Source organism: Uniformispora flossi, assembly GCF_049534875.1.
Lineage (GTDB): Bacteria > Actinomycetota > Actinomycetes > Streptomycetales > Streptomycetaceae > Yinghuangia > Yinghuangia aomiensis.
In genome coordinates this window covers 122,898-148,923 of sequence record NZ_JBMULZ010000019.1, presented here as the reverse complement: position 1 = coordinate 148,923, position 26,026 = coordinate 122,898, and the positions used below count along the sequence as shown (strand labels likewise).

Genomic DNA, 26,026 nt, shown 5'->3' with positions numbered 1-26,026 from the left:
CGGGGGGCCTCGGTTCACGACGCCGGGACGGGCTCCGTGACGACCGCGGCGAGTAGCTGCAGCGGGAACTCGGCGTCGGCTTGACCGATCGTGAGGACGAGCGAGCGGTGGGAGGCGGCGATGCCCCAGACCTGCACGTGGCTCGCGACGCGACGGAGGGACTCGAACGGTTCCGGGACGGGATCGTCAGCGTCGGGCCCGCCTTCGCCGAAGCCCGGATCAGGCCGGAGGTCGAGGGGCCGCGGGGATCCCCAGCGCGCGGTCAGCGCGGCGGCCAAGGCGTCGCATGCGGCGTCCAGTTCCCGCTGTGCCGCCTCGACGACGTCCTCGCTCCGGTCCTCCCAGAAGTCGCGGCTCTCGTGGAGCACGGTCATCAGGTAGGTGGGCCCGCCCCAGAGCCCGCGCCAGGCCGGGCGTTGATCGTCCGCGGGGAAAGGGAGCCCGATGAGCCGGTCGACGGCCGTCAGGAGGTCGGGGGTGCGGGGCGCGGTCATACGCCGAGGGTGACCGAGCCGAGGCCGGAGGGGAGCCGACGGACGGCCTCCGCCACGGCTTCGCCGGCGGTCGGGAAGTGGTCGGGTGCGTCGGAATGGTGGTCCCCGACGGTGTACGTGCCATTCGCGCCCGCGGCCACACAGGGGCCGACGATGGTCATGTCCGGGCGGGTGGTGGTCGAGAAGCATAGGGCCCAGTGGCTGGTGAAGGGGTAGAGGCCGCGCAGCACCGGGTCCGCGTGTGCCGCCTCGATCAGGGCTTGCTGGTGCACTTTCCCATCGACCTCCATGTCGGCTGCGTCGCGGCGGAGACTCTGCCACTCGGAATCCGTCAAGCGGTCGGGGTCGCGGTCGCGGACTTCGTAGCGGCCGCTCCGGTGGACGAACGGGGCCGCGGCGCAGATGGCATCGAGGGAGGCGCCGTCGTGCCATGCGATGGCGGCTTGCGCCACTGCCGACGGGTCTTCGGTGCGCCCGTGGATCAGGGGCAGCTTCTGGAACGAATCCGACCCCACGATCAGCCAATCCCGTTGGTACGACGTGGCGATGACCAGCAGGGGTTCGCGCCACGACAGGGTGGCGGCGATGGTCGCGCGCTGCGGGTTGGTGTCGTCCGGCATGACCGACGCGTCCGCCAGGCGGCCTGCCGTCTCGGCTCGGAGGAGCGCGAACAAGCTGCCGTGGGCGGCTATGTCGGGATACAGGGCGGCGGCGTCGGGGCTGATCGGCATGGGCCTGAGTGTGCCCAAGCGGACGGGCCGTCGGCACGGGGCGGGCATCACCGACGTGGCCATCACCCACCGGCACGAAGACCACGTGAGCGGTCTGGTCATGCCGGACGGTTCCGAGGCGTTCGTCAAGCTCGAGCGCGTGTGGATCGGCGCGGGGGACGCCTCGGTGTTCACGGGGCGGCTCGAGCCGATCCGCGACCGGGTCGTCGCTGTTTCGGAGCAGGTCGCGATCAACGACTGGATCACCGCGATCCCGACGCCGGGCCACACGCCCGGCCACACCGTCTACGAGGTCGCGAGCGGCGCCGGCCGCCTGCTCGCCTGGGGCGACACCGTGCACGTCCCCACGCTGCAGTTCGGCCGACCGTCCGTGTCCTGGGAGTGGGACGACGACCAGTCCCAGGCCCGCGCCGCCCGTGCCGGGCTCCTCGACCGGCTGATCCGGCCGGACCACTTCGTCGCCGGCGCCCACCTCGACTCGCCCGGCATCGCCCGGGTCACGCGTGCGGGGGAGGGTTTTGCGCTGGAGTACCTCGCGCCGCCGATCGGCTGATCGGAGCTGAGGGGGGCGGGACGTGCGCGCCGGGCGCTTGCCTCCCTTTCTTTTCGTTGCGTGCGGAGGTGGGGGCGCGGGGCGGGTGTGCCGTCCGGATCGGCCGGGTTGGTCGGCATCGGCACCACAGGTCCCGACCCGTGCCGGACCGGGGGGATTTCCGGTGTCGGGTTCTGGGGACGGATCATGGTCGGGTGGGGGGTGGCGTATTCACCCGGGCGGCCGAAGGTGTTTGCATAAGTCTTCGCTGCTCCGTATAGTCATGCCATCGGGAGGAGGTGGCCAGAGTGGTCACGGCGGCATTGGCGGGAGCCAGCGGCTATGCAGGCGGGGAGATTCTGCGTCTGCTGATCGCACATCCGGAAATCGAGATCGGCGCGCTCACCGCGGGATCGAATGCGGGGCAGCGCCTGGGGGCGCTCCAGCCGCATCTGGTGCCGTTGGCCGACCGTGTCCTCCAGGAAACCACCGCCGAGGTGCTCGGCGGGCACGACGTGGTGTTCCTCGCACTGCCGCACGGGCAGTCCGCGGCGATCGCCGAGCAGCTCGGCGACGACGTGCTCGTGGTCGACTGCGGGGCCGACTTCCGGCTGCGCGACGCCGCGGCGTGGGAGCGGTTCTACGGCTCGCCGCACGCCGGCACCTGGCCGTACGGCCTCCCGGAGCTGCCCGGCGCGCGCGAGCGGCTGCGCGGCACCAAGCGGATCGCCGTCCCCGGCTGCTACCCGACCGTGTCGCTGCTCAGCACCGTGCCGGCGTTCGCCGCCGGGCTGGTCGAGGCCGATGTGGTGATCGCCGCCGCGTCCGGCACCAGCGGCGCGGGCAAGGCGCCCAAGACCCACCTGCTCGGCAGCGAGGTCATGGGCTCCGCCAGCGCGTACGGCGTCGGCGGAGTGCACCGCCACACCCCGGAGATCGCCCAGGGCCTCGCGGCCGCCGCGGGCGAGCCGGTCACGGTGTCCTTCACGCCGATCCTCGCCCCGATGTCCCGCGGCATTGTCGCCACCTGCACCGCCAAGCTGCGCCCCGGCGTCACCGCCGCGGACGTGCGCGCGGCGTACGAGAAGGCGTACGCCGACGAACCGTTCGTGCACCTGCTCGCCGAGGGCCAGTGGCCCGCGACGCAGATGACCTACGGCGCGAACACCGCACTTCTCCAGGTGACCGTCGACGAGCAGGCGAACCGCCTGGTGGCCGTCGGCGTGATCGACAACCTGGCCAAGGGCACCGGCGGCGGCGCGGTGCAAAGCATGAACATCGCCCTGGGCCTCGACGAGGAGCTGGGTCTGAGCAAGGTGGGGGTTGCGCCATGACTGTCACGGCAGCCAAGGGGTTCCGGGCCGCGGGTGTCGCGGCCGGGCTCAAGACGACCGGTGCGCCGGACGTCGCGCTGGTCGTCAACGACGGGCCGTCGCTCGCCGCGGCCGGCGTGTTCACGTCCAACCGCGTGCAGGCCGCGCCCGTGCAGTGGTCCCGCCAGGTCCTCACCGGCGGCCAACTCCAGGCCGTGATCCTCAACTCCGGCGGTGCCAACGCGTGCACCGGTGCCGAGGGCTTCCAGAACACCCACAAGACCGCCGAGCGCGTCGCCGAACTCCTCGAACTGAACGCGGGCGAGGTCGCGGTGTGCTCCACCGGGCTCATCGGCATCCAGCTGCCCATGGACAAGCTGATCCCGGGCGTGGACGCGGCGGCCGCCGCGCTGACCGCGGACGGCGGCGAGGCCGCGGCGATCGCCATCAAGACCACCGACACCGTGCACAAGGTCGCGGTGTCCGGCGGCGAAGGCTGGGTCGTCGGCGGCATGGCCAAGGGCGCGGGCATGCTCGCGCCGGGCCTGGCCACCATGCTCGTGGTCCTCACCACCGACGCCGACGTGCCCGCCGACCAGCTCGACGCGGCGCTGCGCGCCGCCACGCACACCACCTTCGACCGGATCGACTCGGACGGCTGCATGTCGACCAACGACACCGTCCTGCTGCTCGCCTCCGGCGCGTCCGGAGTGGCCCCGGCCGCAGCGGAGTTCGCCGAGGCCGTGCGGGTCGTCTGCGACGACCTCGCCCGGCAGCTCATCGGCGACGCCGAAGGCGCCGGCAAGGACATCGCCATCGAGGTCGAAGGCGCCGCGAACGAGGCCGACGCGCTGGAGGTCGCCCGGTCGATCGCCCGCAACAACCTCTTCAAATGCGCCATCCACGGCGAAGACCCCAACTGGGGCCGGGTGCTGTCCGCGATCGGCACCACCGGCGCGGAGTTCGACGCCGACCGGCTCGACGTCGCCATCAACGGCGTATGGGTATGCAAGGGCGGCGCGGTCGGCGAAGACCGCGACCTGGTCGACATGAGCGGACGCGAAGTCCGCGTCACCGCCCGGCTCAACGCCGGCGACACGGCCGTCACCGTGTGGACCAACGACCTGACCGCGGACTACGTCCACGAGAACTCGGCGTACTCGTCATGAGCACGACCACCGGAAAGCAGGACGTCGGCGGCAACGCCGACGCACACGGCAACGGGGGGAACTCGATGAGAACGGTCGGAAAAGCGATCCGCGCCGCGCGCCACAACGTCGCTCTCGGCAAGGCCCACACGCTCATCGAAGCGCTGCCCTGGCTCGAGCACTACTACGGCAAAACCGTCGTCATCAAGTTCGGCGGCAACGCCATGGTCGACGACGCCCTCAAGCGCGCCTTCGCCCAGGACGTGGTGTTCCTGCGCTTCGCCGGCCTCAAGCCGGTCATCGTGCACGGCGGCGGCCCGCAGATCAGCGCCCACCTCGACAAGCTCGGCCTGGAGTCCACCTTCGCGGGCGGCCTGCGGGTCACCACGCCCGAAGCGATGGACGTGGTCCGGATGGTGCTGGCCGGCCAGGTGCAGCGCGAGATCGTCGGGCTCATCAACGAGCACGGCCCGTTCGCCGTCGGCATGACCGGCGAGGACGCCCACACCATGACCGCCGAGAAGCGGCATGCCCTCGTCGACGGAGAACTGGTCGACATCGGCCTGGTCGGCGACGTCGTCGAGGTCAACCCCGGCGCCATCGGCGCCCTGCTCGACGACGGCCGGATCCCGGTCGTCTCGTCCGTCGCCCGCGGCGCCGACGGCCACGTCTACAACGTCAACGCGGACACCGCCGCGGCCGCGCTGGCCGCCGCGCTGCACGCCGAACGCCTCGTCGTCCTCACCGACGTCGAAGGCCTGTACGCCGACTGGCCCAACAGCGACGAGGTGATCAGCCGCCTCGACGCCGACGAACTCGCCGAGCTGCTGCCGACCCTGGCCAGCGGCATGGTGCCGAAGATGGAAGCCTGCCTGCGCGCCGTGCAGGCCGGCGTCCGGGCCGCGCACGTGCTCGACGGCCGCGTCGCGCACTCGCTGCTGCTCGAAGTGTTCACCGACGAAGGTGTCGGGACGATGGTCGTCCCGAACGCCGGCCAGACCGCGGGGGAGGGCGCATGACCGCCAACGAGACCTACCAGAAGCGGTGGACGGGCGCCCTCATGCCGTCCCTCGGCCGGCCGAAGGTCGCGCTGGTGTCCGGCAAGGGCGCGCACGTCGTCGACGCCGACGGCCGCGAATACGTGGACTTCCTGTCCGGGGTCGCGGTCAACGTCCTCGGCCACGCGCACCCGGCGGTGATCGACGCCGCCACCACGCAGATCTCCACCGTCGGCCATGTGTCGAACCTGTTCATCTCCACCCGCGCGGTCGAACTCGCCGAGCGGATCCTGCAGCTGACCGGGCGCGACGGCCGGGTGTTCTTCTGCAACTCCGGCGCCGAAGCCAACGAGGCCGCCTTCAAGATCGCCCGCAAGACCGGGCGGCCCGAAGTGGTCACCATCGAAGGCTCTTTCCACGGCCGCACCATGGGCGCCCTCGCCCTCACCGGCCAGCCCGGCAAGCGCACCGGCTTCGAACCGCTGCCCGGCGGCGTGAAGTACGCCCCGTTCGGCGACATCGACGCCCTCGACGCCCTGGTCACCGAGCAGACCGCCGCGGTCTTCCTGGAGCCGATCCAGGGCGAGTTCGGCGTCCGCCCGCTGCCGCCCGGCTACCTCAAGCGGGCCCGCGAGATCACCGCGGAACGCGGCGCGCTGCTGATCCTCGACGAGGTGCAGACCGGCACCGGCCGCACCGGCTACTGGTTCGCCCATCAGGACCCGTACTTCGAAGGCGCGCTGCCCGACGTGATGACGCTCGCCAAGGGCGTCGGCGGCGGCCTGCCGCTCGGCGCCTGCGTGGCGTTCGGCGACGCCGCCGAACTCCTCGCGCCCGGCGACCACGCCTCCACGTTCGGCGGCAACCCGGTGTGCTGCGCGGTCGGTTTGGCGGTGCTCGACACCATCGACGCCGACGGCCTGCTGGCCCGTACCCGCGACCTCGGCGTGCGGATCTCCCACGAAGTCGAGGCACTCGGCGACCCGCTGGTCGATCATGTGCGCGGTGCGGGCCTGCTTCTCGGTATCGTGCTGACCGCACCCGTCGCGGGCCACGTCGCCGAGGCCGCCACCGCCGCCGGCTTCCTCGTCAACGCGGTCGCGCCCGACGTCATCCGGCTCGCTCCGCCGCTGGTCGTCGACGACGCCGACGTGGACGCGCTGATCGCCGCACTCCCCGGCATCCTCGCGGACGCCCGAACCCGGGGGGCCGAGTGACGAGAGAGGCCATGCCGCGCCCGCGCGGCACGGACACGGCACCGCGCATGCGCGGCAGGCGACGAGACCGAAGGTAGGCGAGGTCGTCCGATGAGCAACGAGCAGAAGACCATGGCGACGGGGCCCATGCCGGCACCGTCACCCGACGGGGTCTACGCGGTGCCCAGCACCCGCACCGCGCGGCACCGGCGGATCGTGGACCTCCTGACCCGGCACCGGGTCAGGTCCCAGGGTCAGCTCGCCCGGCTGCTCGCGGACGACGGCCTCGCCGTCACCCAGGCCACGCTGTCGCGCGACCTGGACGAACTGGGCGCGGTCAAGATCCGCGACGGCGACGGCGCCCTGGTGTACGCGGTGCCCGCCGAGGGCGGCGACCGCACCCCGCGGCCACCGGTCAACGACTCCGCGTCCGAGGGCCGGCTGGCCCGGTTGGCCGGTGAACTCCTCGTCTCCGCCGAGGCGTCCGGCAACCTCGTCGTGGTCCGCACCCCGCCCGGGGCCGCGCAGTTCCTCGCCTCGGCGATGGACCACGCGGAGAACCGCGACATCCTCGGCACCATCGCCGGCGACGACACCATCCTGCTGGTGTGCCGCGACCCGGAGGGCGGCGCCGCCCTGGTGGCGCACCTGATCTCGCTGGCGGAAGGCCGCCCCGCGGGGGAGTGAGCCGGGGTGGACGCGGCGGGCCTCAGCTCGCGATGGTCCACCGCGGCCGCGCCGGGATGCGGCTCGGCGCGGCAGGAATCCGGCGACACTCCCCGGCACAGCACCGCGTGGCGGCAGCTGCGAGAGCAGACTTCCGACCAGCACGCACCGGCAAGAGCCGCGGTGGCACCGCGCGGGAGCACACCGACCGCGTGCCGGCACCACCGACCGGCAAGACCCGCGGCGGCGCCGCGCGGGAGCACCGACCGCGTGCCCCGAGCAACACCCCGCAGGAGCAGCACCCCCAGTACCACCCAGCCCCCGCACCACCAGCCCCGCACCACCAGCCCCCGCACCACCCAGCAAAGCGCGTGCCGTGCCCCGTCCCGACGGCGGGGCGCCGGACACGCCGGAGGATTCCCGTGACGAACGACAAGGAGTCGACCCGCCTGTGGGGCGGTCGGTTCTCCGACGGCCCGAGCGAGGCGCTGGCGAAGCTGTCCGCGTCCGTGCACTTCGACTGGCGGCTCGCGCCCTACGACATCGCCGGTTCGCGTGCCCACGCCCGGGTGCTGCACAAGGCCGGGCTGCTCACCGACGACGAGCTGACCCGGATGCTGGGCGGCCTCGACAGCCTCGAAGCCGACGTCGCCGCGGGCACCTTCACCGCGACCATCGAGGACGAGGACGTGCACACCGCGCTGGAGCGCGGCCTGCTCGAGCGCCTCGGCCCGGAGCTGGGCGGCAAGCTGCGCGCCGGCCGGTCGCGCAACGACCAGATCGCCACGCTCGGCCGGATGTTCCTGCGCGACCACGCCCGCACCATCGGCGCGCTGCTCGCCGACCTGCAGGAAGTGCTCGTCGAGCAGGCCGCGGCCAACATCAACGTGGCCATGCCGGGCCGCACCCACCTGCAGCACGCGCAGCCGGTGCTGCTCGCCCACCACCTGCTGGCGCACGTCCAGGCGTTCGCCCGGGACGCCGAGCGGCTGCGGGACTGGGACAAGCGGGCCGACGAGTCCGCGTACGGCTCCGGCGCGCTCGCCGGTTCGTCGCTCGGCCTCGACCCGGAGGCGGTGGCGAGCGACCTCGGGTTCTCGCGGTCCGCGGCGAACTCGATCGACGGCACGGCCAGCCGGGACTACGTCGCGGAGTTCGCGTTCGTCACGGCGATGCTCGGCGTGAACCTGTCGCGGCTGTCCGAGGAGATCATCATCTGGAACACGAAGGAATTCTCCTTCGTGGAACTGGACGACGCGTTCTCCACCGGTTCGTCGATCATGCCGCAGAAGAAGAACCCGGACATCGCCGAGCTGGCGCGCGGAAAGTCCGGGCGGCTCATCGGCAACCTGTCCGGTCTGCTGGCCACCTTCAAGGGCCTCCCGCTCGCGTACAACCGCGACTTGCAGGAGGACAAGGAGCCGGTGTTCGACAGCATCGACACGCTCGAAGTCCTGCTGCCCGCGTTCATCGGCATGATCGCGACGCTCCGCTTCCGCCGGGAGCGGCTCGAGGAACTGGCCCCGGCCGGGTTCGCGCTGGCCACCGACATCGCCGAGTGGCTGGTCAAGCAGGGCACGCCGTTCCGTGTCGCGCACGAGGTCGCGGGCGCGTGCGTGAAGTACTGCGAGCCGCGCGGCCTGGAGCTGTGGGACCTCACGGACGAGCAGTTCGCCGAGATCTCGCCGGAACTCAAGCCCGAGGTGCGGTCGGTGCTGACCGTGCTCGGCTCGATCGGGTCCCGCGACGGCCGCGGCGGCACGGCGCCCAACCGGGTCGCCGAGCAGCTCGACGACGCCCGCAAGGGCCTGGACGTGCAGCGGAGCTGGGCGCAGGCCTAGGCATCTGTTTCCAGCGGCCCGCCTCCGGACATCCGGAGGCGGGCCGCTGCGCGTTCCGGCAGCCGGCCGGGCCGGGTCGTCGGGCTCCCGTGGCTGCACGGGCGTGCCGTCCCCGCCGCGGTCGAACACCGTGAATTCCCGGGGGATATCGCCGCACCGGACGATCACCGCTGCGCCCTCGCGGAATGGCCGAAACCCGTCCGGGACCGCGGTCGTTCGACACGTGTCGACCGGTTATTGCGGTTCCGTTTCGTCGGTGTAGCGGACAACTGGTCGGAGATGAACGGAAGTAAAGCTTCCGCACGGATGTGTGAATTCGTCGTTACTACTGGCAAGTGACTGTGTTCGCTCCGTTGATTCCGTACTAATGTCGCCGGTGTCGGATCGCCGCACAGTGGCGGAAGCGCCACGGTGCGTGATCGTGGTGTGCCGTGCCGCCGTGCCTCCGGCCCGCCGTCCCTCAAACCGCCCGGGGAGGTCATTCCGCATGCTCGAACGCCTGCGCCGACTCCGTTCCGACGGGGAGAAATCCGCGACCCTGCTGTCCGACATCCCGGTCGGCGCGATGCTCGGCAGCGTTCCGCGCTCGGTCGGCTTCGGAGTCCGCTCCTACGTCCGCTCGCTGCGGGCGGAACGCCGCAACTACCCCGACATGCCCACGGTGTTCCCGACCCCGGGGCTGGTGTCCGCGGCATTCCTCGACGAGCTGGTCGTGGCGTTCATGTCCACCGGCCGACTGTCCCCGGCGCCCGCGGACGCGATCCGAATACGCGACGAAGTCGCGGAAGCCGTCGGCAAATTCCGCGCCGAGGCGTTCCTCGACGACCCGACCTTGTTCCATCCCGAGCCGCCGCCGCTGACCGACCCGGTCGTGCGCGGCAAGCTGTACGGCACCATCGGATACGAGCAGCTCGCCTTCGACAGCGGCTACACCCCCTGGCCCGGCATCCCCGGCGCCACCCGCTGGCAGGCCGCCGGCGCGAACCAGCGCGTCTGGGCGTACGTGCTGCGGCATCCGGGCAAGCCCCGCCCCTGGCTGGTCAACCTGCACGGGTTCGGCATGGGCCGCCCGTCCGACCTGGCCGCGTTCCGGTCCGCCCGCCTGCACCGCGACTTCGGCATCAACGTCATGCATGTGGTGTTGCCGATGCACGGGCCGCGCAAGGCGTCGCGCACCCAGGACGCGCCGTTCGTCTCCTTCGACTACCTCGGCAACGTGCACGGCCTTGCGCAGGCCGTGTGGGACGTGCGGCGCGCCATCGGCTGGGCCCGGCACCAGGGCGCCACGGCCGTCGGCGTGCACGGCCTGTCGCTCGGCGCCTACGTCGCCGCGCTGCTCGCGGGGGTCGAAGACCTCGACTGCGTCGTCGTCGGCGTGCCGTCCGTCGACATGGCGTGGGTGATGTCGCACCACGTGCCGGACGACGTCGAACGCGAAGTCCGCGCCGCGGGCCTGCTGGGCGCCGAGGCGGAGGCCGTGCACCGGGTCGTGTCGCCGCTGGCGGTCACGCCCCGCGTGCCGGTCGAACGGCGGTTCGTGTACGCCGGGCTCGCCGACCGCATGGCGACCCCGCAGCAGGCGTACCGGCTGTGGAAGCACTGGGAGGAACCGTCGGTCTGCTGGTACCGCGGCTCGCACATCGGCGCGATGTGGAACCGGCAGAGCCGCCGCTTCGTCGATGATGCCCTGACTTCGTCGGGCATCGGGAGGAGGAACGCCTGGTGAAGCTCTCCGGTCTGGACTCGGCCTTTCTGGCGCTGGAGTCGGAGACCTGGCCGATGCACGTCATCTGCCTCACCGTCGTCGACGCGTCGGATACCGAAGGCCGGGTGGATTTCCCGGCCTTCGCGGAAACCTTGGCGGCGCGGCTGCCGAGACTGCCGCTGCTGAGCCGCAAGCTGGTGCACAGCCCGTGGGGCTTGTCGCGGCCGCACTGGGTGCCCGACCCGGACTTCGACTTCCGCAACCACCTGCACCGGGCGACCGTGCCCGCGCCCGGCGGCCGCCGCGAACTCGCGCTGCTCGCCGCGGAGATCTACCGCAACCGGCTGGACCGCGACCGGCCGCTGTGGGAGTGGTGGGTGGTCGACGGCCTGGAGAACAACCGCATCGCGCACCTGTGGAAGGTGCACCACGCGTGCATCGACGGACGTGCGGGCGCGTCCATGCAGGAGGTCTTCTTCGACGCCGACCCGCACGGCGCGGTGTCGCGCGAGGTCGTGCCGTTGCCGATGCCGGACGAGGAGGACCCGCTGCCCGAAGGGCTCGCCCGGTACGGCGAGTTGGCGAAGTCGGTGGCCGGCATGCCGGTGCGTTTGGCCGGGCAGCTCGGCACGACCGTGCAGGGGGCGGTGTCGGCCGCGATGACCGGGCGGCTCGCGCAGGCGATGCCGTTGAACATGCCGCGGACCCGGTTCAACGGGCAGGTCGGGAAAGAACGCTCGTACGGGTTCTGCACGGTGTCGCTGTCCGACGTGAAGACCGTGAAGAACACGTTCGGGGTGAAGGTCAACGACGTGGTGCTGGCGATCGTCGGCGGCGCGATCCGCGAACAGCTCGACAATTTCGGCGAGACGCCGGACAAGCAGCTCGTCGGGACGGTGCCGGTCGACGCGACCAAGGGCGGGACGCGGTCGAGCGGCAACCTGATCACCGGGATGCTGGTCGGCCTGTCGACCGACGTCGTCGACCCGGCGGAGCGCCTGCTCTGCGTGCACGAGAACGCGCTGGCATCCAAAGCGGTGCAGGGCGCGTTGGGCAACGACATGCTGGCGAACCTCGCCGACACGCCGCCGCCCGCGCTGATGAGCCTGGGCGGGGACGTGTTCCGCGGCGTGAACGCCGCGTCGCTCCTGCCGCCGGTGTGCAATGCGGTCATATCCAACGTCCCCGGTCCGCGGGCGGCCCTGTACTCGCAGGGTCAGAAGGTGGAGGCGTTCCATTCGATGGGCATCGTTGCGGACGGCTTCGGCCTCTTCGTGGGCGGCATGAGCTACGACGACCAGATCGACATCGGCGTGCTGGCCGACAAGGAGATGCTCCCCGACCCGTTCGCGCTCGCGGACAGCATCGTCGAGCAGCTCAACATGCTGCTCAAGGCGGCGCACGAGTTCGCGGGGACCTCCGTCGAGCCGGCGGTGGAGCCGGCTTTCGCACCGGCGGGGGAGCCGGCCGCGGAGACACCGGCGCCGGACATCCCGCACGGGGACCCGACGGACTTGGCGGACCTGGTTGACCCGGTTGACCCGGTGGACTCGGCGGAGCTGCCGGAGCCGTCGGCACACCGTGCGGCCGCGGGGGAGACGGCCGCCTCCGTACTCGGCGGCGTGGTCGCGGCGGTCGGGGACGTTGCCGCCGCGCCGGGGGTGCCCTTCGTCCCGGCACAGAAGACCGCGGCGCAGAAGTCCACGGCACAGAAGACCGCGGCGCAGAAGTCCGCGGCGCCGCACCCGCGACGGAAAGCGGCCGAGGGAACGGCCAAGGCCGCCGCGACCCCGCGGCCCCGCCGGAAGCCCGCGTCCGCTGCGGCCCCCGCCACCGGAGCGTGACCCCGATGAGCGAACTGCCGTTGCGGACCGCGCTCGTCACCGGCGCCAACTCGGGGCTCGGGCTCGCGTCCGCGCTCGAGCTGGCGCGGGGCGGGCTGCGGGTCGTGGGGACGGTGCGGTCGGCGGACAAGGCCCGCAAGGTCGAGGCCGCGGCGGCGGACGCCGGCGTCCCGGTGGAGACCCGGATCCTCGACGTCACCGACGCGGCCGGGTGCAAGGACGTCGTCGAAGACGTGCGGCCCGACGTGCTGGTGAACAATGCGGGCGGCACCTGCTACGCGCCGGTGGCCGAGGTCATGGAGGAAGAGGCCCGGCACCACGTGGAGACCGCGGTGTTCGCGCCGATCCGCCTGGCCCGCCTGGCGATCCCGCACATGCAGGACCGCGGGTGGGGCCGGATCGTGCAGGTGTCGTCGGTCGCGGGCAAGGTCACGTATCCGCTGATGGGCTGGTACCAGGCGGGCAAGCACGCGATGGAAGCCCTGTCCGACGCGCTGCGCCTGGAGGTTGCCGGGTCCGGCATCCACGTCGCGGTCGTCGCGCCGGGCGGGTTCCGCAGCGGGATCACCGACGAGATGGCGGACGTCGCGCACCGGTACCGGGGGTCGAAGTACGCCACCGCGTTCCGCCGCCTCGACCTCGGCTTCACCCTCGTCGAACCGTTCTGGACCGACGTGCAGCGGGTCGCCGAAGTCGTCGCCCACGCCGCCACCGCCGAGCAGCCGCACGGCCGTTACGTGGTCGGCCGGGACGCGCACGCGAGCCTGCTGGTCAGCCGGTTCGTGGAGAACTTCCGGGTCGGTGTGGAACTCCGCGACAAGGCGGTGCGGCGGCTCATCGGCCTGCCGTGACCCACCGCTTTTTCGTGGTGTGCCGCATGCCCCGACCCGGGTAGAAGAACCCGAAAAGCCGTGTGGAACAGTGACGGAACTACGCCGTGTTCCGCACGGCATCAGGGCAATCAGGGCTCCGGGCGGCCGGGGACGTCGAGATCCGGTGTCCCCGGCCGCCCGCGCCCGGACATCAGGGGAGCACCGGATGGGGCAGAACGTACGGGTCGCGCAGGCGGACGTATCCGACGCCGAGCAGATCCTCAAGCTGCAGTACCTCTGCTACCAAGGCGAGGCCGCGCTCTACAACGACTACGGCATCGCGCCGCTGGTCCAGAGCCTGGCGAGCCTGGTCGGGGAGTTCGACACGCACACCGTGCTCGTCGCGCGCCTGGGCGACGAGGTCGTCGGCTCGGTCCGCGGCATCGTCACGGACGGCGTGGCGCACATCGGCCGGCTGATCGTCCACCCGCGGCTCCAGGGCCACGGCCTCGGCACCCGGCTGCTGCGCGCGATCGAGGCGCAGCTCGGCCACGCCGACTCGTTCGAACTGTTCACCGGCCACCGCAGCGAGGACAACCTGCGGCTGTACGCGCGCCTCGGCTACACCGAGGCCCGGACCGAGCGCGTCGGTCCCCGGCTGAGCATGGTGTACCTGACGAAGGCGACCTCCCTCGCCGCCTGAGTCGCCCCCGCCGCCTGCGTCATAGACTGTTCATACCTGCGAAACATTCCACCAAGGCCCCGCTGACCTGCGAAATCATGGTCACCGGGGCCTTGGTGTATCCGATTGCACACCGCCGTCGTTTGGGCCGGGTCGGATCGTCTGATTTAATCGACGACATGTTCATCACGGCTGACATGTCCACGACCGCGGCGCCTGCCACGGTTCGCTGTGCCATGCGCCGAATGTGTCGAATGTGCGGCTGCTGAGACTCGCTGCAGTTCTCGGCCCGGCATCCGGGTGAGCGCCCCTCGAGCGGCGCCCCGGACCTTTCCGTTCGACCCCGTCGTTTTCGGCTGAATTCATTCCCGATTCCTGCCGAAGCCTGCCGAATCCCGGGCCTGCTGCCCGGCCGCTCCGGCAGGCCCCGAGCAACCTGGACTCCACGGTGATCCGTACCACTGGCCTGACCAAGGTCTTCCGCACGCGCGACCGCGAGGTCACCGCGCTCGACGACGTCGACTTGCAGGTGGCCGAGGGCGAGATCTTCGGCGTGCTCGGCCGCAGCGGCGCAGGCAAGAGCACCTTGATCCGGTGCGTCAACCTCCTGGAGCGCCCCACGTCCGGCACCGTCGAGGTCGGCGGCCGCGAGCTGACCGGCCTGTCCGCATCCGCGCTGCGCGCCGAGCGGCGCCGGATCGGCATGGTTTTCCAGCACTTCAACCTGCTGAGCAGCCGGGACGTCGCGGGCAACGTCGCCGTTCCGCTGGAGGTCGCCGGAGTCGGGCGCCGCGAGCGCAAGCGCAAGGTCGCCGAACTCCTCGACCTGGTCGGCCTGGCCGGGCACGCCAACGCCTACCCCGCGCAGCTGTCCGGCGGGCAGAAGCAGCGCGTCGGCATCGCCCGCGCCCTCGCCAACGACCCGCGCGTGCTGCTCTGCGACGAGGCCACGTCCGCGCTGGACCCGGAGACGACCCGGTCGATCCTGGCGCTGCTCAAGGACCTGCGCGCGGAACTCGGCCTGACGATCCTGCTCATCACCCACGAGATGGACGTGGTCAAGAGCATCTGCGACTCCGCCGCGCTCATGGAGGACGGCCGCGTCGTGGAGTCCGGCAGCGTCACCGACCTGCTGACCCGCCCGGACTCGCGCCTCGCGCGCGACATGTTCCCGCTCGCCGCGACCGCGCCCGGCCGCGGCAGCACGGTGCTGGAGATCACCTTCCGCGGCGCGGAGACCGCGCAGCCGTTCGTGTCCACGCTGGCGCGCACCTACAACGTCGACGTCAACATCCTCGGCGCGGCCGTGGAGACCGTCGGCGGCCGCCAGGTCGGCCGCATGCGGCTCGCCCTCGACGGCGTGTTCGAGGACAACGTCGTGCCGATCGGCTACCTGCGCGAGCAGGGCCTCCAGGTCGACGTCGTCCAGGACGCCGGCAACGCAGCCGCGAACGGCGGACGTCTGCACGTCGTCCAGGGCGGCGCCCCCGACCTCGACGAACCCGCCGACCCGCGCACGACCCCCGCGACCCCGTCGACCGCGGTCGACGCGGCCCGCAAGGAGGCCTGACCATGCCCTGGGACGAACTGCGCCCCCTGCTGTGGACGGCTCTCCAGGAGACCTTCCACATGGTCGGCTGGACGACCCTGTTCACCGTGCTGCTCGGACTGCCGATCGGCGTGCTGCTGGTGCTCACCGACAAGGGCGGCCTGCTGCGCGACTCGCGGATCGCGAACGCGTTCGGGCTGCCGGTCAACAAGATCCTCGGGTTCGTGGTCAACGTCGGCCGTTCGTTCCCGTTCCTGATCCTCATGATCGTGCTGATCCCGTTCACCCGCTGGGTGATGGGCCTGTTCGGCACCGCCACCTCGATCGGCACGGACGCGATGATCGTGCCGCTCACCGTCGGCGCCGTCCCGTTCTTCGCGCGGCTCGCCGAGACGGCGATCCGCGAGGTCGACCGCGGACTCGTCGAGGCCGCGCAGGCGATGGGCGCGTCGGTGACCACCATCGTGCGCAAGGTGCTGGTCCGCGAGGCACTGCCGTCGCTGGTCGCGGCCCTCACCACCACCGTCATCGCGCTGATCGGCTACTCCGCCATGGCCGGCGTCATCGGCGGCGGCGGCCTCGGCGACCTCGCCGTCCGCTACGGATACCGGAGTTTCGACAACCGGACGATGCTCGTCACCGTGCTCGTCCTGGTCGTCGTCGTGCAAGCGGTCCAGCTCGTGGGGGACTTCCTGTCCCGCCGGCTGAGCCACCGCTGAGAACCCCACCCAAGGAAAGGGCACTCTTCGTGCGCAAGAAAATCGTTTCTCTCGCCGCTGTCGGAGCACTCGCACTCGGTCTCGCCGCGTGCAGCAGCAACGACGACAAGTCCGGGTCGTCGTCCGGGACCGGCACACTCACGGTGGGCGCCTCCGCGGTGCCGCACGCCCAGATCCTCAACTACATCAAGGACAACCTGGCCGCGAAGGAAGGCCTCAAGCTCGAGGTCAAGGTCTTCGACGACTACGCGCTGCAGAACCCGGCGCTCGACGAAGGCAGCGTCAACGCCAACTTCTTCCAGCACAAGCCCTACCTGGACAAGTACAACCAGGAGAACGGCAAGAACCTCGTCCCGGTCACCCCGGTGCACCTCGAGCCGCTCGGCCTGTACTCGAAGAAGACCAAGGCGATCGCCGACATCAAGGACGGCGCCACCGTCTCCTTCCCGAACGACGCCACCAACGGCGGCCGCGCGCTGAAGCTGCTCGCCGACAACGGCCTGATCACCCTCAAGGACGGCGTCGGCATCAACGCCACCGAGAAGGACGTCGCCGACAACCCGAAGCACCTCAAGTTCAAGGCGCTCGACGCCGAGCAGCTGCCGCGCACCCTCGACGACGTCGACCTGTCGGTGATCAACGGCAACTACGCGCTCCAGGCCGACCTGAAGGCCAAGGACGCGCTGGTGCTGGAGAAGGCCGAAGGCAACCCGTACGCGAACATCCTCGTGGTCAAGAAGGGCCACGAGAACGACGAGAACGTGCAGAAGCTGAAGAAGCTGCTCAACTCGCCCGAGGTCAAGCAGTACATCACCGACAACTACCAGGGCAGCGTGCTCGCCGCCTTCTGATTCCCGCCGGGGCTCTCCGAGTCTCACCGAGTCTCACCGAGTCGCTCCGAGCTTCTCGGGGACTCGCCGGGTATGGCGAAACCCTGCGAACCGGCCGGATCCCGACACTGGGGTCCGGCCGGTTCGTTTTGCCGCGAAATGGCGCGAAACCGAGCGAACCGGCAGTACCGTAGCGCCGTGACCGACCTGGAATTCCGCTCCGCGCGCACCCTCGACCTCGACGTGGTGCACCTGTACCGGCTGCTGCGCCTGCGCGTCGACGTCTTCGTCGTGGAGCAGCAGCGGACCTACCCGGAACTCGACGGCCGCGACCTGGAACCCGGCGCCCGGCAGCTCTGGTACGAACGCCACGGCGAGATCGCCGCGGCGCTCCGCCTGCTGCGCGACTCGGACGGCTCGCCTCGGATCGGCCGGCTGTGCACGTCGCGCCGCGAACGCGGCTCGGACGTCGCCGGGATGCTCCTCGGCAAGGCGCTGGACATGGTCGGCGACCTGCCGTGCGTACTGGAGGCGCAGGTCGACCTGGAGGCGTGGTACGGCCGGTTCGGCTTCGTCCGGGACGGCGCGGCCTACCGCGACAGCGACATCGCCCACGTGCAGATGCGGCGACCGGGCCTGCGCGCCCGCTCGGCCTGAAGCGCTCCGCCGGTGGGGGCGGTCAGTTCCCGGTGCGAACCGTCCAGTAGACGTCCGTCGTATACGGGATCTCCACGTGGCTGTGCCCCCGCGTCTCCGGGTGCGCGTCCAGCACGTCCTCGACCTCGCGCCGGACGCGGTCCTGAGCGGCCGCGTCCAGGCACGCGATGTGGCTGCTGGACAGCATGCGTTCCACAACGCCTTCGCGCGGCATGCGCTGCGGGTTGGGGAAGTGCCGTTCCTGCACGTCGCCCCAGCCCGGCCGGGCGGCCAACCGGGCCCGCCATACGCCGTCTTGGTGCGAAGGCAGGCCTTCGGGCGCGCGGCTGCGGTAGATCTCCTGGTAGTCGCGCACCCACGGCACCGCGTCGTCGTACGTGTTCCACACCAGGCCGAGGCCGCCGCCCGGGGTGAGGACGTGCTCCACCTCGCCGAGCGCCGCATCGCCGTCGAACCAGTGCCAGGCCTGCGCGGCGACCACCGCGTCCGCGGAGTTCTCCGGCAGGCCGGTGCGTTCCGCGGTGCCGTCGGTGACCGTCACGGACGGCAGCAAATCGGCCAGGCGCCCGCGCATTTCGGCGACCGGCTCCACGGCGACGACCTGCGCCCCGGTCAGCGCCAGCAACCGGGTGAACAGGCCCGTGCCGGCGCCGAGATCGACGACGGTGCGCCCGGCGGCCAGACCCAGGGCGTCGGAGAGTTCGGCGAGGGCGGGCAAAGGGTAGGAAGGCCGCGCCCGTTGGTAGACCTCCGCCGCGCGTGAGTAACCGTTTCGTGCCACCTCGTGAGCCCCCACGGGGGTGACGGTAGCAGTCCCCGCGGAGACGTTGGCGCACGTCGCGGGGATTTAGCAGCGTTGCCCCCTGGCGTTAACCCGAATCGGTGAGTCCGCGCCGTGGGGCGGCTGCGGCGTGCCACGGGGCCGGCCGCCGGGTCAGGGAGCCGCGTAGGCGCGCAGCCAGCGGGCGAGTTCGTCGAACACCGCGGCACGCACGTCCGGGACGGACAGGACCAGGTCGTGCATACCGCCCTCGATGCGGACGATGGTGACGTGATGGCCCAAGCGCGGGGCGAGGAAGGCGATCCGGTCGGCGTCGAGCACCGCGTCGGCCCGGTGCAGTTCTTGCCGCCACATGGCGCCGTCCACGCTCGCCGTCGACGACATCGCCAACACCGGGCAGTCGACCGCCAGTCCGCGGGCCACGGCGCGGTGTCCGCGGTGCACGGCCGCGACCCAGCCCGCATACGCCGGCACGCCCTCGATGGCCTTCCACGCCGGGTCGAACTCCCATTCGCCGTGGTGGTCGCGGTGCAGGCTTTCGCCGTAACCGCCGCCCAGACCGCCCGGGATCGGACGCCGCGCGACGTAGTGCCGCGCCGCATGCACCGCGCGCACCCCGACCGTCCGGGTCACCAGCGGCGCGTTCAGGTCGAGGAACGGGCTGTTCAGCACCAGCGCGTCGACGATCCCGCGGCCGGCCCGGTGATGCGCCCACAGTGCGGCGATCAGGCCGCCCGTCGAATGGCCGTTGACGACCAGCGTGTCGTGCCCGTCGGCGTCCCGGATGTGCCGGGCCGCGATGTCCAACTCCTCGGCGTAGCGGCCCAGGTCGTCGGTGTACGCGGGAGTGCGGTGCGGGCGCAGCGAACGCCCGTACGAACGCAGGTCCAGCGCATAGAAATCGAACCCCTGCGCGATATGGAAGTCGGCGAGGTGGCGCTGGAAGAAGTAGTCGTTGAACCCGTGCACGTACAGCACCGCGCGCCCGGTCGGCGTCTCCGCCCGGCGCCGCACCAGCGTCGCGACCGCCTCGCCTTCGGCGTCGTCGCGCAACCGGATGGTCGCCGCCTCGTACGGAGCCCCCAGCACATCGGCCCCGAACACCAGTTTGCCGCCCTCGTCCATGCCGGAAGTCTGCCACCGCCGAGGCCGCGGCAGACGGATCGCGCCCGTGTCGGGGCCGTTGCGGCGGTATGAGAGGCTGTCGCCCGACAGCGGGGAAGGAATCCGGTGCGAAGCCGGAGCGGTCCCGCCACTGTGACCGGACGAGCCGACCCGCGCGGGCCGGACCGGCCGGGAGCCAGACACTTCCGGCTGTCCGGGTCCGCACCGGCGGGCCTGCCACCTACCAGGGCGTGGACACCCGAGGGAGGCCGACCACCGATGTCGCCGCGCATACCGTGCCGCTCCGCCGACCGGACCGAGAACGTCCGCCCGGACCAGGCCAACCCGGCGGTCGGGCGATGACCGCCGGATACCCCTTCTCCGCCATCGTCGGCCTCGCCGACCTCCGCCTCGCACTCCTGCTCAACGCCGTATCCCCCGGCGTCGGCGGCGTACTCGTCCGCGGCGAGAAGGGCACCGCCAAATCCACCATGGTGCGCGCGCTCGCCGCACTGCTCCCCGACGCCGCGGTCGTCTCCGGCTGCCGCTTCGCCTGCGACCCGGCAGCCCCCGACCCCGGCTGCCCCGACGGCCCGCACGACGGATCCGCACCCGGCGAGACCCGCCGCGCCCGGCTCGTCGAACTCCCCGTCGGCGCCACCGAAGACCGCCTCGTCGGTTCCCTCGACCTGGAACGCGCCCTCGCCGAAGGTGTCAAAGCCTACGAACCGGGTCTGCTCGCCGCCGCCCACCGCGGCCTCCTCTACGTCGACGAAGTCAACCTGCTCCACGACCACCTCGTCGACCTGCTCCTCGACGCCGCCGCCATGGGCACCGCGCACGTCGAACGCGAGGGCGTCTCCGTCCGCCACGCCGCCCGCTTCCTGCTGGTCGGTACCATGAACCCCGAAGAAGGCGAACTGCGGCCGCAGTTGCTCGACCGCTTCGGCCTCACCGTCGAGGTCGCGGCCAGCCGCGAACCCCGCGAACGCGCCGAGGTCGTACGCCGCCGCCTCGCCTACGAAGCCGACCCGGACGGCTTCGCCCGCCGCTGGGCCGACGACGACGCGGCCCTCGCCGTGCGGATCACCAGGGCCCGGGCGCTGCTCCCCGAGGTGCGGCTGCCCGACCGGGAACTCGACCGGGTGGCCCGGGTGTGCGCGGCGTTCGAAGTCGACGGGCTGCGGGCCGACCTGGTGACCGCGCGCACGGCGATGGCGCTGGCGGCGTGGGACGGGCGCACGGCGGTGGAGGCGGGCGATGTGCGTCAGGCCGCGCTGCTGGCGCTGCCGCACCGGCGGCGGCGGAACCCGTTCGACGCACCGGGCTTGGACACGGATCGGCTGGACGAGGCGTTGGCGGATGATCCGGAGGAGCCGGACGATGCCGCCTCGGATGACCCGAATGACTCGGATGACGAGGAGCTTGAGCCGGAGCCGGCCCCGGGGTCCGATGGGGGAGACGAGGATCCGGATCCCGGGCCGGACGGTGGTCCGGGCGGCTCCGGGGGGCCCGGGGGCGGGAAGCCGCAGGTTCCGCCGCAGGGGGACTCCCGGGATCCCCGGGGTGCGACGTCGTCGGTCGACGAGGCGCCTGCGGCACGGGAGTCCGAGGACGCCCGCGGTGAGGCCGGGCCGGCGGCCGGGGGTGCGGCGGCTGCCGAGCAGGCGGCGGTGGCGGCGGGGGAGCCGTACCGGACACGGCTGATCGCGGTGCCGGGGCTCGGCCAGGGCGCCGCCGGGCGGCGGTCGCGGGCGGAGACCGGGACCGGCCGGACGACCGGCGAGCGTCGTCCGGCGCGGGCCGGCGCGGCGCGCCTGCACCTCGTGGGCACGGTGCGGGCCGCGGCTCCGCACCAGGTGGCGCGCGGGCGCAGCGGGCCCGGGCTCGTGCTGCGGCGGGACGACGTGCGGGAAGCCGTACGGGAAGGCCGCGAAGGCAACTTGGTGCTGTTCGCGGTCGACGCGTCCGGGTCGATGGCGGCGCGCGCCCGGATGCGGGCGGTCAAGAGCGCGGTCCTGTCGCTGCTGCTGGACGCGTACCAACGCCGGGACAAGGTGGGCTTGGTGACGTTCCGGGGCGGCGGCGCGGAGTTGGCCCTGCCGCCGACGTCGTCGGTCGAGGCCGGCGCGGCGCGGCTGGCGGCGCTGCCGACCGGGGGGCGGACGCCTTTGGCGGCCGGGCTGCTGCGGGCTTACGAGACGCTGCGGGTGGAACGGCTGCGGGATCCGCGGCGCCGCGCTCTGCTGGTGGTGGTGACCGACGGACGTGCCACGTACGGCCGTGATGCGCTGGGCGAGGCCCGACGGGCGGCCGGGCTGCTGGCCGCGACCGGGGTCGCGTCGGTCGTCGTGGACTGCGAGAGCGGTCCGGTGCGGCTCGGGTTGGCGGCGCGGCTGGCGGCCGACCTCTGCGGCCCTGTGCTGGGGCTCGGCGAGCTGGCCGCGGACGGACTCGCGGGGCTCGTCCGCGACTTGCGCGCCGCGGGCTGAACGACGCGGGTGGGGCGGCGAGCTGCCTCGTCCCACCCGCGCGCACGCGGAGGGCCCGCCCGACTCATTCCCTTTGCCTGTGCCGGGGCCGCCGATTCGCTCTGCCCCGAGCCACACCGACGTATAAGGAGTCCCCATGCCGCAAGGTAAGCCCGAGACCGTTCCCGACGACGGTCTGACGACGCGTCAGCGCCGCAACCGTCCGCTGGTGATGGTGCACACCGGCCCCGGAAAGGGGAAGTCGACCGCCGCGTTCGGGTTGGCGCTGCGGGCGTGGAATCAGGGGTGGCCGATCGGCGTGTTCCAGTTCGTCAAGTCGGCGAAGTGGAAGGTCGGCGAGGAGAACGTGCTGCGCACGCTCGGCCGGGTCCACGACGAGACCGGCGAGGGCGGGCCGGTGGCGTGGCACAAGATGGGCGAAGGCTGGTCGTGGATCCAGCGCCCGGGCTCCGACGCCGACCACGCGGCGGACGCCGCCGAGGGCTGGGAGCAGATCAAGCGGGACCTGGCGGCGGAGGCGTACAAGCTGTACGTGCTCGACGAGTTCACCTATCCGATGAAGTGGGGCTGGGTCGACGTCGCCGATGTCGTGGCGACGCTGGCCGCACGCCCGGGGCATCAGCACGTGGTGATCACCGGCCGTGACGCGCACCCGGATCTGGTGGAGTACGCCGACCTGGTGACGGAGATGACGAAGGTCAAGCACCCGATGGACGCCGGGCAGAAGGGCCAGCGAGGCATCGAGTGGTGACGGTCCCGCGGCTGGTGATCGCCGCGCCGGCGTCCGGGCAGGGCAAGACCACCGTCGCGACCGGGCTGATGGCGGCGCTGACGCGGCGGGGTTTCCGGGTGTCGCCGCACAAGGTCGGCCCGGACTACATCGACCCGGGGTACCACGCCCTGGCGAGCGGACGGCCGGGACGGAACCTCGACCCATTTCTGGTCGGGGAGCAGCGGATTGCGCCGTTGTTCGCGCATGCGGCGGCGGGGGCCGATGTCGCCGTGGTGGAAGGCGTCATGGGGTTGCATGACGGGGCCTTCGGGCGGGGCGAGTTCGCGTCCACGGCACATGTCGCGCGGTTGTTGGACGCGCCGGTGGTGCTGGTCGTCGACGCTCGGTCGCAGGGGCGGTCGGTGGCCGCGCTGGTGCAGGGCTTCGCCGGTTTCGATCCGCGGGTGCGGGTTGCCGGGGTCGTGCTCAACCGCGTGGGTACCGAACGGCACGAGGCGATCCTGCGCGAGGCGTTGGAGCCGCTGGGGATTCCCGTGCTGGGTGTCCTCGGACGTCATGACGCGATCGCCAAGCCGTCGCGGCATCTGGGGCTGATACCGGTCGCCGAACGGCATGCGGACGCGGTGGCGACGGTCGAGGCGCTCGGGGAGTTGGTCGCGGACGCGGTCGACCTGGGAGCGGTGATGCGGATTGCGGGTGGTGCGGCGCCGTTGGCCGTGGCGGCGTGGGATGCGGGGGCCGCGGTCGACGCGGTCGCCGGTGTCGGGCGCCGGACGGCCTGCCGGCCCCGGATCGCGGTCGCGGGCGGCGCTGCGTTCACGTTCGGATATCGGGAGACCTTCGAGCTGTTGGCCGCGGCGGGTGCCGAACTGGCGCCGTTCGATCCGCTGCGGGACGAGGCTTTGCCGGACGGAGTCTCCGGGTTGGTCGTCGGCGGAGGCTTCCCCGAGGTGTACGCGGGGGAGCTGTCGGCGAACGCGACGCTGCGCGGCGACGTGGCGGCGTTCGCGGCACGGGGTGGAGTGATCGCGGCGGAGTGCGCGGGGCTGCTCTATTTGGCGCGGTCGCTGGACGGTGCGCCGATGTGCGGGGTGCTGGCGGCGGAGGCGCGGATGACGTCGCGGTTGACGCTGGGGTATCGCGAAGCGGTTGCGGTGGAGGCGTCGGTGCTGGCGGACGCCGGGGAGACCGTGCGGGGGCACGAGTTCCATCGGACGGCGGTGACACCGGGGGCGGGGGACAGGGCGGCGTGGTCGTGGTCGGCCGGCTCCGGTCGGGTCCGTGAAGGCTTCGTCGCCGATGGGGTGCACGCGTCCTACTTGCATACGCACTGGGCGGGGAACCCGGGGGCGGCGGTGCGGTTTGCGGAATGGTGTGCGCGCGGCGGGGCGTCCCCGGAAACCGATCCGGCCACGTGACCGTCGTCTTCACTGACAACCCGGCACACTCGGGAGACCGGGCACACCACTCGCACCAGGAACAGGACGGCTCCATGGCGGACAGGGTCACCGTGATCGGCTACGACGGCGCGCCGCTGTCCGCCGCGGCGCGTACCGCGCTCGCGTCGGCCACGCTGGTCGCCGGGGGTGCGCGGCACCTCGACGCCGTGCGCGTGCCGGAGGCGGCCGAGCGCGTCGTCATGGGCAACGTGCACGTCGCCGCGCGGAGGATCAGCGAACACCGCGGTACCGCCGTCGTGGTGGCGTCCGGCGACCCGGGCTTCTTCGGCATCGTGCGGATACTGCGCCGTCCCGAGTACGGGCTCGAACTGGAGATCGTGCCCGCGGTCTCGTCCGTCGCGCACGCGTTCGCCCGGGCGTCGATGCCGTGGGACGACGCGAAGGTGGTGAGCGCGCACGGCCGAGAGCTGCGCCGGGCGGTCAACGTGTGCCGTGCCTACGGCAAGGTCGCGGTGCTCACCGGCCCCGGCTCGGGCCCCGCCGAACTCGGCCTGATGCTCCGCGGCGTCCCCCGCACCTTCGTCGTCTGCGAGAACCTCGGCACCGACAGCGAGGAAGTCACCATGCTGGCCGCCGACAAGGCGGCCGACCGCACCTGGTCGGATCCGAACGTGGTCATCGTCGTCGGCCCGAACCCCGCCACCTCCGCACCCGCGGGCTGGCTCGCCGGGCAGCGCTCGACGTTCCCCGGGCCGGTACGCGGCTGGGGCCTCGCCGACGACGCGTACGACCACGACGGCGCCGCCATCACGGGCGCCGAGGTCCGCGCGGTCGCCCTCGGCCGGCTCGGCCCGCGACCGGGTGACCTGGTGTGGGACATCGGCGCGGGCAGCGGCGCGATGAGCGTCGAAATCGCCCGGCACGGCGCCGCGGTGATCGCCGTGGACCGGGACCCGACCGGGTGTGAGCACATTTCGGCCAACGCCGCCCGCTACGGCGTCGAGGTCCAGATCGTGCCCGGCACCGCCCCCGACGTGCTGTCGCACCTGCCCGACCCGGACGCCGTGTTCGTCGGCGGCGGCGGTGCCGACGTGGTCGCGGCCTGCGCGGCGCGGCGTCCCGAACGCGTGGTCGCGGCGCTGCCCGCGGTCGAGTCCGTGGGCGCCGTCCACGAGGCGCTCGCCGGCGCCGGGTACGCCGTCGAAGGCACGCTGCTCCAGCCCTCCCGGCTCGCCCCGGCGGGCGGCACCGCGCACCGCCTGCAGCCGGGCGAACCGGTGTTCGTGGTGTGGGGGGAGCGCTTGTGACCGTGCCCGCGGGGGCGCTGGCGGTCGGCGTCGGCGCGGCCCGCGGCGCGACGTATGCCGAACTCGCCGACACCCTCGGCGCGGTCCTCGACCGCGCGGGCCTGTCCCGCACTGACGTCTCCGTGGTGGCCACCCTCGCCACAAAGCATGATTTTCCGGCGATCCTGCGATTGGCCGAATCTCTCGATGCCGCCCTCGTCGCGCTGGACGCCGCCGAACTCGCCGCCGTCGCGGTACCCCACCCGTCCCCGGCGGTCCGCGCCCGCGTCGGAACCCCCAGCGTCGCCGAAGCCGCCGCCCTCCACGCCTGCGGCGCCGGCGCCGACCTCGTGATCCCGAAAACCCGGGGCGCCCGGACCCCGTCCCTGTGCACGATTGCCGTGGCGCGCCGACAGGTTGGACGGAACGGCAGCACGAACGCCACATGAACGGTCGCTGCGCGACAGTCAACACGCGGTGACTCGATCAAACCGGGAGGCGTTGTGATCATCG

At 72.3% G+C, this 26,026-nt stretch carries 24 protein-coding genes and 1 riboswitch; of the genes, 20 read left to right on the top strand and 4 right to left on the bottom strand.

Translation table 11 applies throughout. The features are described 5' to 3' along the window. Nucleotides 1–14: 14 nt before the first annotated feature. Nucleotides 15–494 carry a hypothetical protein gene (locus ACPA54_RS31840; protein WP_423534948.1) on the bottom strand — a complete coding sequence of 160 codons (480 nt, stop codon included), beginning with the start codon at nucleotides 492–494 and terminating at the stop codon, nucleotides 15–17. Continuing rightward, entirely contained in the window at nucleotides 491–1,225 is a 735-nt protein-coding gene (locus ACPA54_RS31835; protein ID WP_423534947.1) for a DUF6193 family natural product biosynthesis protein, read from the bottom strand. The genes ACPA54_RS31840 and ACPA54_RS31835 overlap by 4 nt, the downstream gene beginning before the upstream one ends. Between ACPA54_RS31835 and ACPA54_RS31830 the strand changes: the two genes are divergently transcribed. From ACPA54_RS31830 to ACPA54_RS31760, 15 genes are all read left to right on the top strand, one after another. Continuing rightward, nucleotides 1,224–1,778, top strand: a complete 555-nt coding sequence (locus ACPA54_RS31830; protein WP_423534946.1) for an MBL fold metallo-hydrolase — start codon at nucleotides 1,224–1,226, stop codon at nucleotides 1,776–1,778. The two genes, ACPA54_RS31835 and ACPA54_RS31830, sit on opposite strands and share 2 nt — an antisense overlap. Nucleotides 1,779–2,065: 287 nt before the next feature. Then, entirely contained in the window at nucleotides 2,066–3,091 is a 1,026-nt protein-coding gene (gene argC, locus ACPA54_RS31825) for an N-acetyl-gamma-glutamyl-phosphate reductase (protein WP_423534997.1), read from the top strand. Continuing rightward, nucleotides 3,088–4,239, top strand: a complete 1,152-nt coding sequence (argJ, locus tag ACPA54_RS31820; protein ID WP_423534944.1) for a bifunctional glutamate N-acetyltransferase/amino-acid acetyltransferase ArgJ — start codon at nucleotides 3,088–3,090, stop codon at nucleotides 4,237–4,239. The genes argC and argJ overlap by 4 nt, the downstream gene beginning before the upstream one ends. 65 nt (nucleotides 4,240–4,304) lie before the next feature. Continuing rightward, nucleotides 4,305–5,237 carry an acetylglutamate kinase gene (gene argB / locus ACPA54_RS31815; RefSeq protein WP_423534995.1) on the top strand — a complete coding sequence of 311 codons (933 nt, stop codon included), beginning with the start codon at nucleotides 4,305–4,307 and terminating at the stop codon, nucleotides 5,235–5,237. After that, nucleotides 5,234–6,433: an acetylornithine transaminase gene (locus ACPA54_RS31810; RefSeq protein ID WP_423534943.1), complete on the top strand. Its 1,200-nt coding sequence runs from the start codon at nucleotides 5,234–5,236 to the stop codon at nucleotides 6,431–6,433. Before argB ends, ACPA54_RS31810 begins: the two co-directional genes overlap by 4 nt. Before the next feature lie 111 nt (nucleotides 6,434–6,544). Further along, a complete protein-coding gene (locus ACPA54_RS31805) occupies nucleotides 6,545–7,099 on the top strand; it encodes an arginine repressor (RefSeq protein ID WP_423534993.1) in 555 nt (184 codons plus the stop codon). A 401-nt stretch (nucleotides 7,100–7,500) separates the two neighbouring features. After that, nucleotides 7,501–8,919, top strand: coding sequence for an argininosuccinate lyase (gene argH, locus ACPA54_RS31800; protein ID WP_423534941.1), 1,419 nt, complete (start codon nucleotides 7,501–7,503; stop codon nucleotides 8,917–8,919). Between the two features lie 487 nt (nucleotides 8,920–9,406). Then, nucleotides 9,407–10,645 carry an alpha/beta hydrolase family protein gene (locus tag ACPA54_RS31795; RefSeq protein WP_423534939.1) on the top strand — a complete coding sequence of 413 codons (1,239 nt, stop codon included), beginning with the start codon at nucleotides 9,407–9,409 and terminating at the stop codon, nucleotides 10,643–10,645. After that, nucleotides 10,642–12,468 carry a wax ester/triacylglycerol synthase family O-acyltransferase gene (locus tag ACPA54_RS31790; RefSeq protein ID WP_423534937.1) on the top strand — a complete coding sequence of 609 codons (1,827 nt, stop codon included), beginning with the start codon at nucleotides 10,642–10,644 and terminating at the stop codon, nucleotides 12,466–12,468. The genes ACPA54_RS31795 and ACPA54_RS31790 overlap by 4 nt, the downstream gene beginning before the upstream one ends. A gap of 5 nt (nucleotides 12,469–12,473) precedes the next feature. Continuing rightward, the gene (locus ACPA54_RS31785) at nucleotides 12,474–13,319 is read left to right on the top strand and encodes an SDR family oxidoreductase (RefSeq protein WP_423534936.1); all 846 of its coding nucleotides are present in this window, start codon (nucleotides 12,474–12,476) and stop codon (nucleotides 13,317–13,319) included. Between the two features lie 145 nt (nucleotides 13,320–13,464). Then, on the top strand, nucleotides 13,465–13,983 hold the full coding sequence (locus ACPA54_RS31780) for a GNAT family N-acetyltransferase (protein WP_423534934.1): 519 nt from the start codon (nucleotides 13,465–13,467) through the stop codon (nucleotides 13,981–13,983). A 427-nt stretch (nucleotides 13,984–14,410) separates the two neighbouring features. Beyond that, complete coding sequence (locus ACPA54_RS31775; protein ID WP_423534932.1) at nucleotides 14,411–15,532, top strand: methionine ABC transporter ATP-binding protein; 1,122 nt, start codon at nucleotides 14,411–14,413, stop codon at nucleotides 15,530–15,532. A gap of 2 nt (nucleotides 15,533–15,534) precedes the next feature. Continuing rightward, nucleotides 15,535–16,230, top strand: a complete 696-nt coding sequence (locus tag ACPA54_RS31770) for a methionine ABC transporter permease (RefSeq protein ID WP_345680332.1) — start codon at nucleotides 15,535–15,537, stop codon at nucleotides 16,228–16,230. A 29-nt stretch (nucleotides 16,231–16,259) separates the two neighbouring features. Beyond that, nucleotides 16,260–17,081, top strand: a complete 822-nt coding sequence (locus ACPA54_RS31765; protein WP_423534930.1) for a MetQ/NlpA family ABC transporter substrate-binding protein — start codon at nucleotides 16,260–16,262, stop codon at nucleotides 17,079–17,081. A 177-nt stretch (nucleotides 17,082–17,258) separates the two neighbouring features. Further along, nucleotides 17,259–17,717 carry a GNAT family N-acetyltransferase gene (locus tag ACPA54_RS31760; protein ID WP_345680329.1) on the top strand — a complete coding sequence of 153 codons (459 nt, stop codon included), beginning with the start codon at nucleotides 17,259–17,261 and terminating at the stop codon, nucleotides 17,715–17,717. A 22-nt stretch (nucleotides 17,718–17,739) separates the two neighbouring features. Here the strand turns inward: ACPA54_RS31760 and ACPA54_RS31755 are convergent, their stop codons facing one another. After that, nucleotides 17,740–18,513, bottom strand: coding sequence for a class I SAM-dependent methyltransferase (locus ACPA54_RS31755; protein ID WP_423534928.1), 774 nt, complete (start codon nucleotides 18,511–18,513; stop codon nucleotides 17,740–17,742). 138 nt (nucleotides 18,514–18,651) lie between these two features. Next, a complete protein-coding gene (locus tag ACPA54_RS31750) occupies nucleotides 18,652–19,623 on the bottom strand; it encodes an alpha/beta hydrolase (protein ID WP_423534926.1) in 972 nt (323 codons plus the stop codon). Nucleotides 19,624–19,718: 95 nt separating this feature from the next. Then, a riboswitch (cobalamin riboswitch) is annotated at nucleotides 19,719–19,808 on the top strand. Nucleotides 19,809–19,961: 153 nt separating this feature from the next. Between ACPA54_RS31750 and ACPA54_RS31745 the strand changes: the two genes are divergently transcribed. From ACPA54_RS31745 to ACPA54_RS31725, 5 genes are all read left to right on the top strand, one after another. Then, complete coding sequence (locus tag ACPA54_RS31745; protein ID WP_423534924.1) at nucleotides 19,962–22,094, top strand: putative cobaltochelatase; 2,133 nt, start codon at nucleotides 19,962–19,964, stop codon at nucleotides 22,092–22,094. A 136-nt stretch (nucleotides 22,095–22,230) separates the two neighbouring features. Continuing rightward, the gene (cobO, locus tag ACPA54_RS31740; protein WP_345680325.1) at nucleotides 22,231–22,845 is read left to right on the top strand and encodes a cob(I)yrinic acid a,c-diamide adenosyltransferase; all 615 of its coding nucleotides are present in this window, start codon (nucleotides 22,231–22,233) and stop codon (nucleotides 22,843–22,845) included. Continuing rightward, nucleotides 22,839–24,245, top strand: a complete 1,407-nt coding sequence (locus ACPA54_RS31735) for a cobyrinic acid a,c-diamide synthase CobB (protein WP_423534922.1) — start codon at nucleotides 22,839–22,841, stop codon at nucleotides 24,243–24,245. Before cobO ends, ACPA54_RS31735 begins: the two co-directional genes overlap by 7 nt. Nucleotides 24,246–24,319: 74 nt before the next feature. Then, complete coding sequence (gene cbiE, locus ACPA54_RS31730; RefSeq protein ID WP_423534920.1) at nucleotides 24,320–25,534, top strand: precorrin-6y C5,15-methyltransferase (decarboxylating) subunit CbiE; 1,215 nt, start codon at nucleotides 24,320–24,322, stop codon at nucleotides 25,532–25,534. Next, nucleotides 25,531–25,962, top strand: coding sequence for a cobalamin biosynthesis protein (locus ACPA54_RS31725; protein ID WP_423534918.1), 432 nt, complete (start codon nucleotides 25,531–25,533; stop codon nucleotides 25,960–25,962). The genes cbiE and ACPA54_RS31725 overlap by 4 nt, the downstream gene beginning before the upstream one ends. The last annotated feature ends 64 nt before the right edge of the window (nucleotides 25,963–26,026 follow it).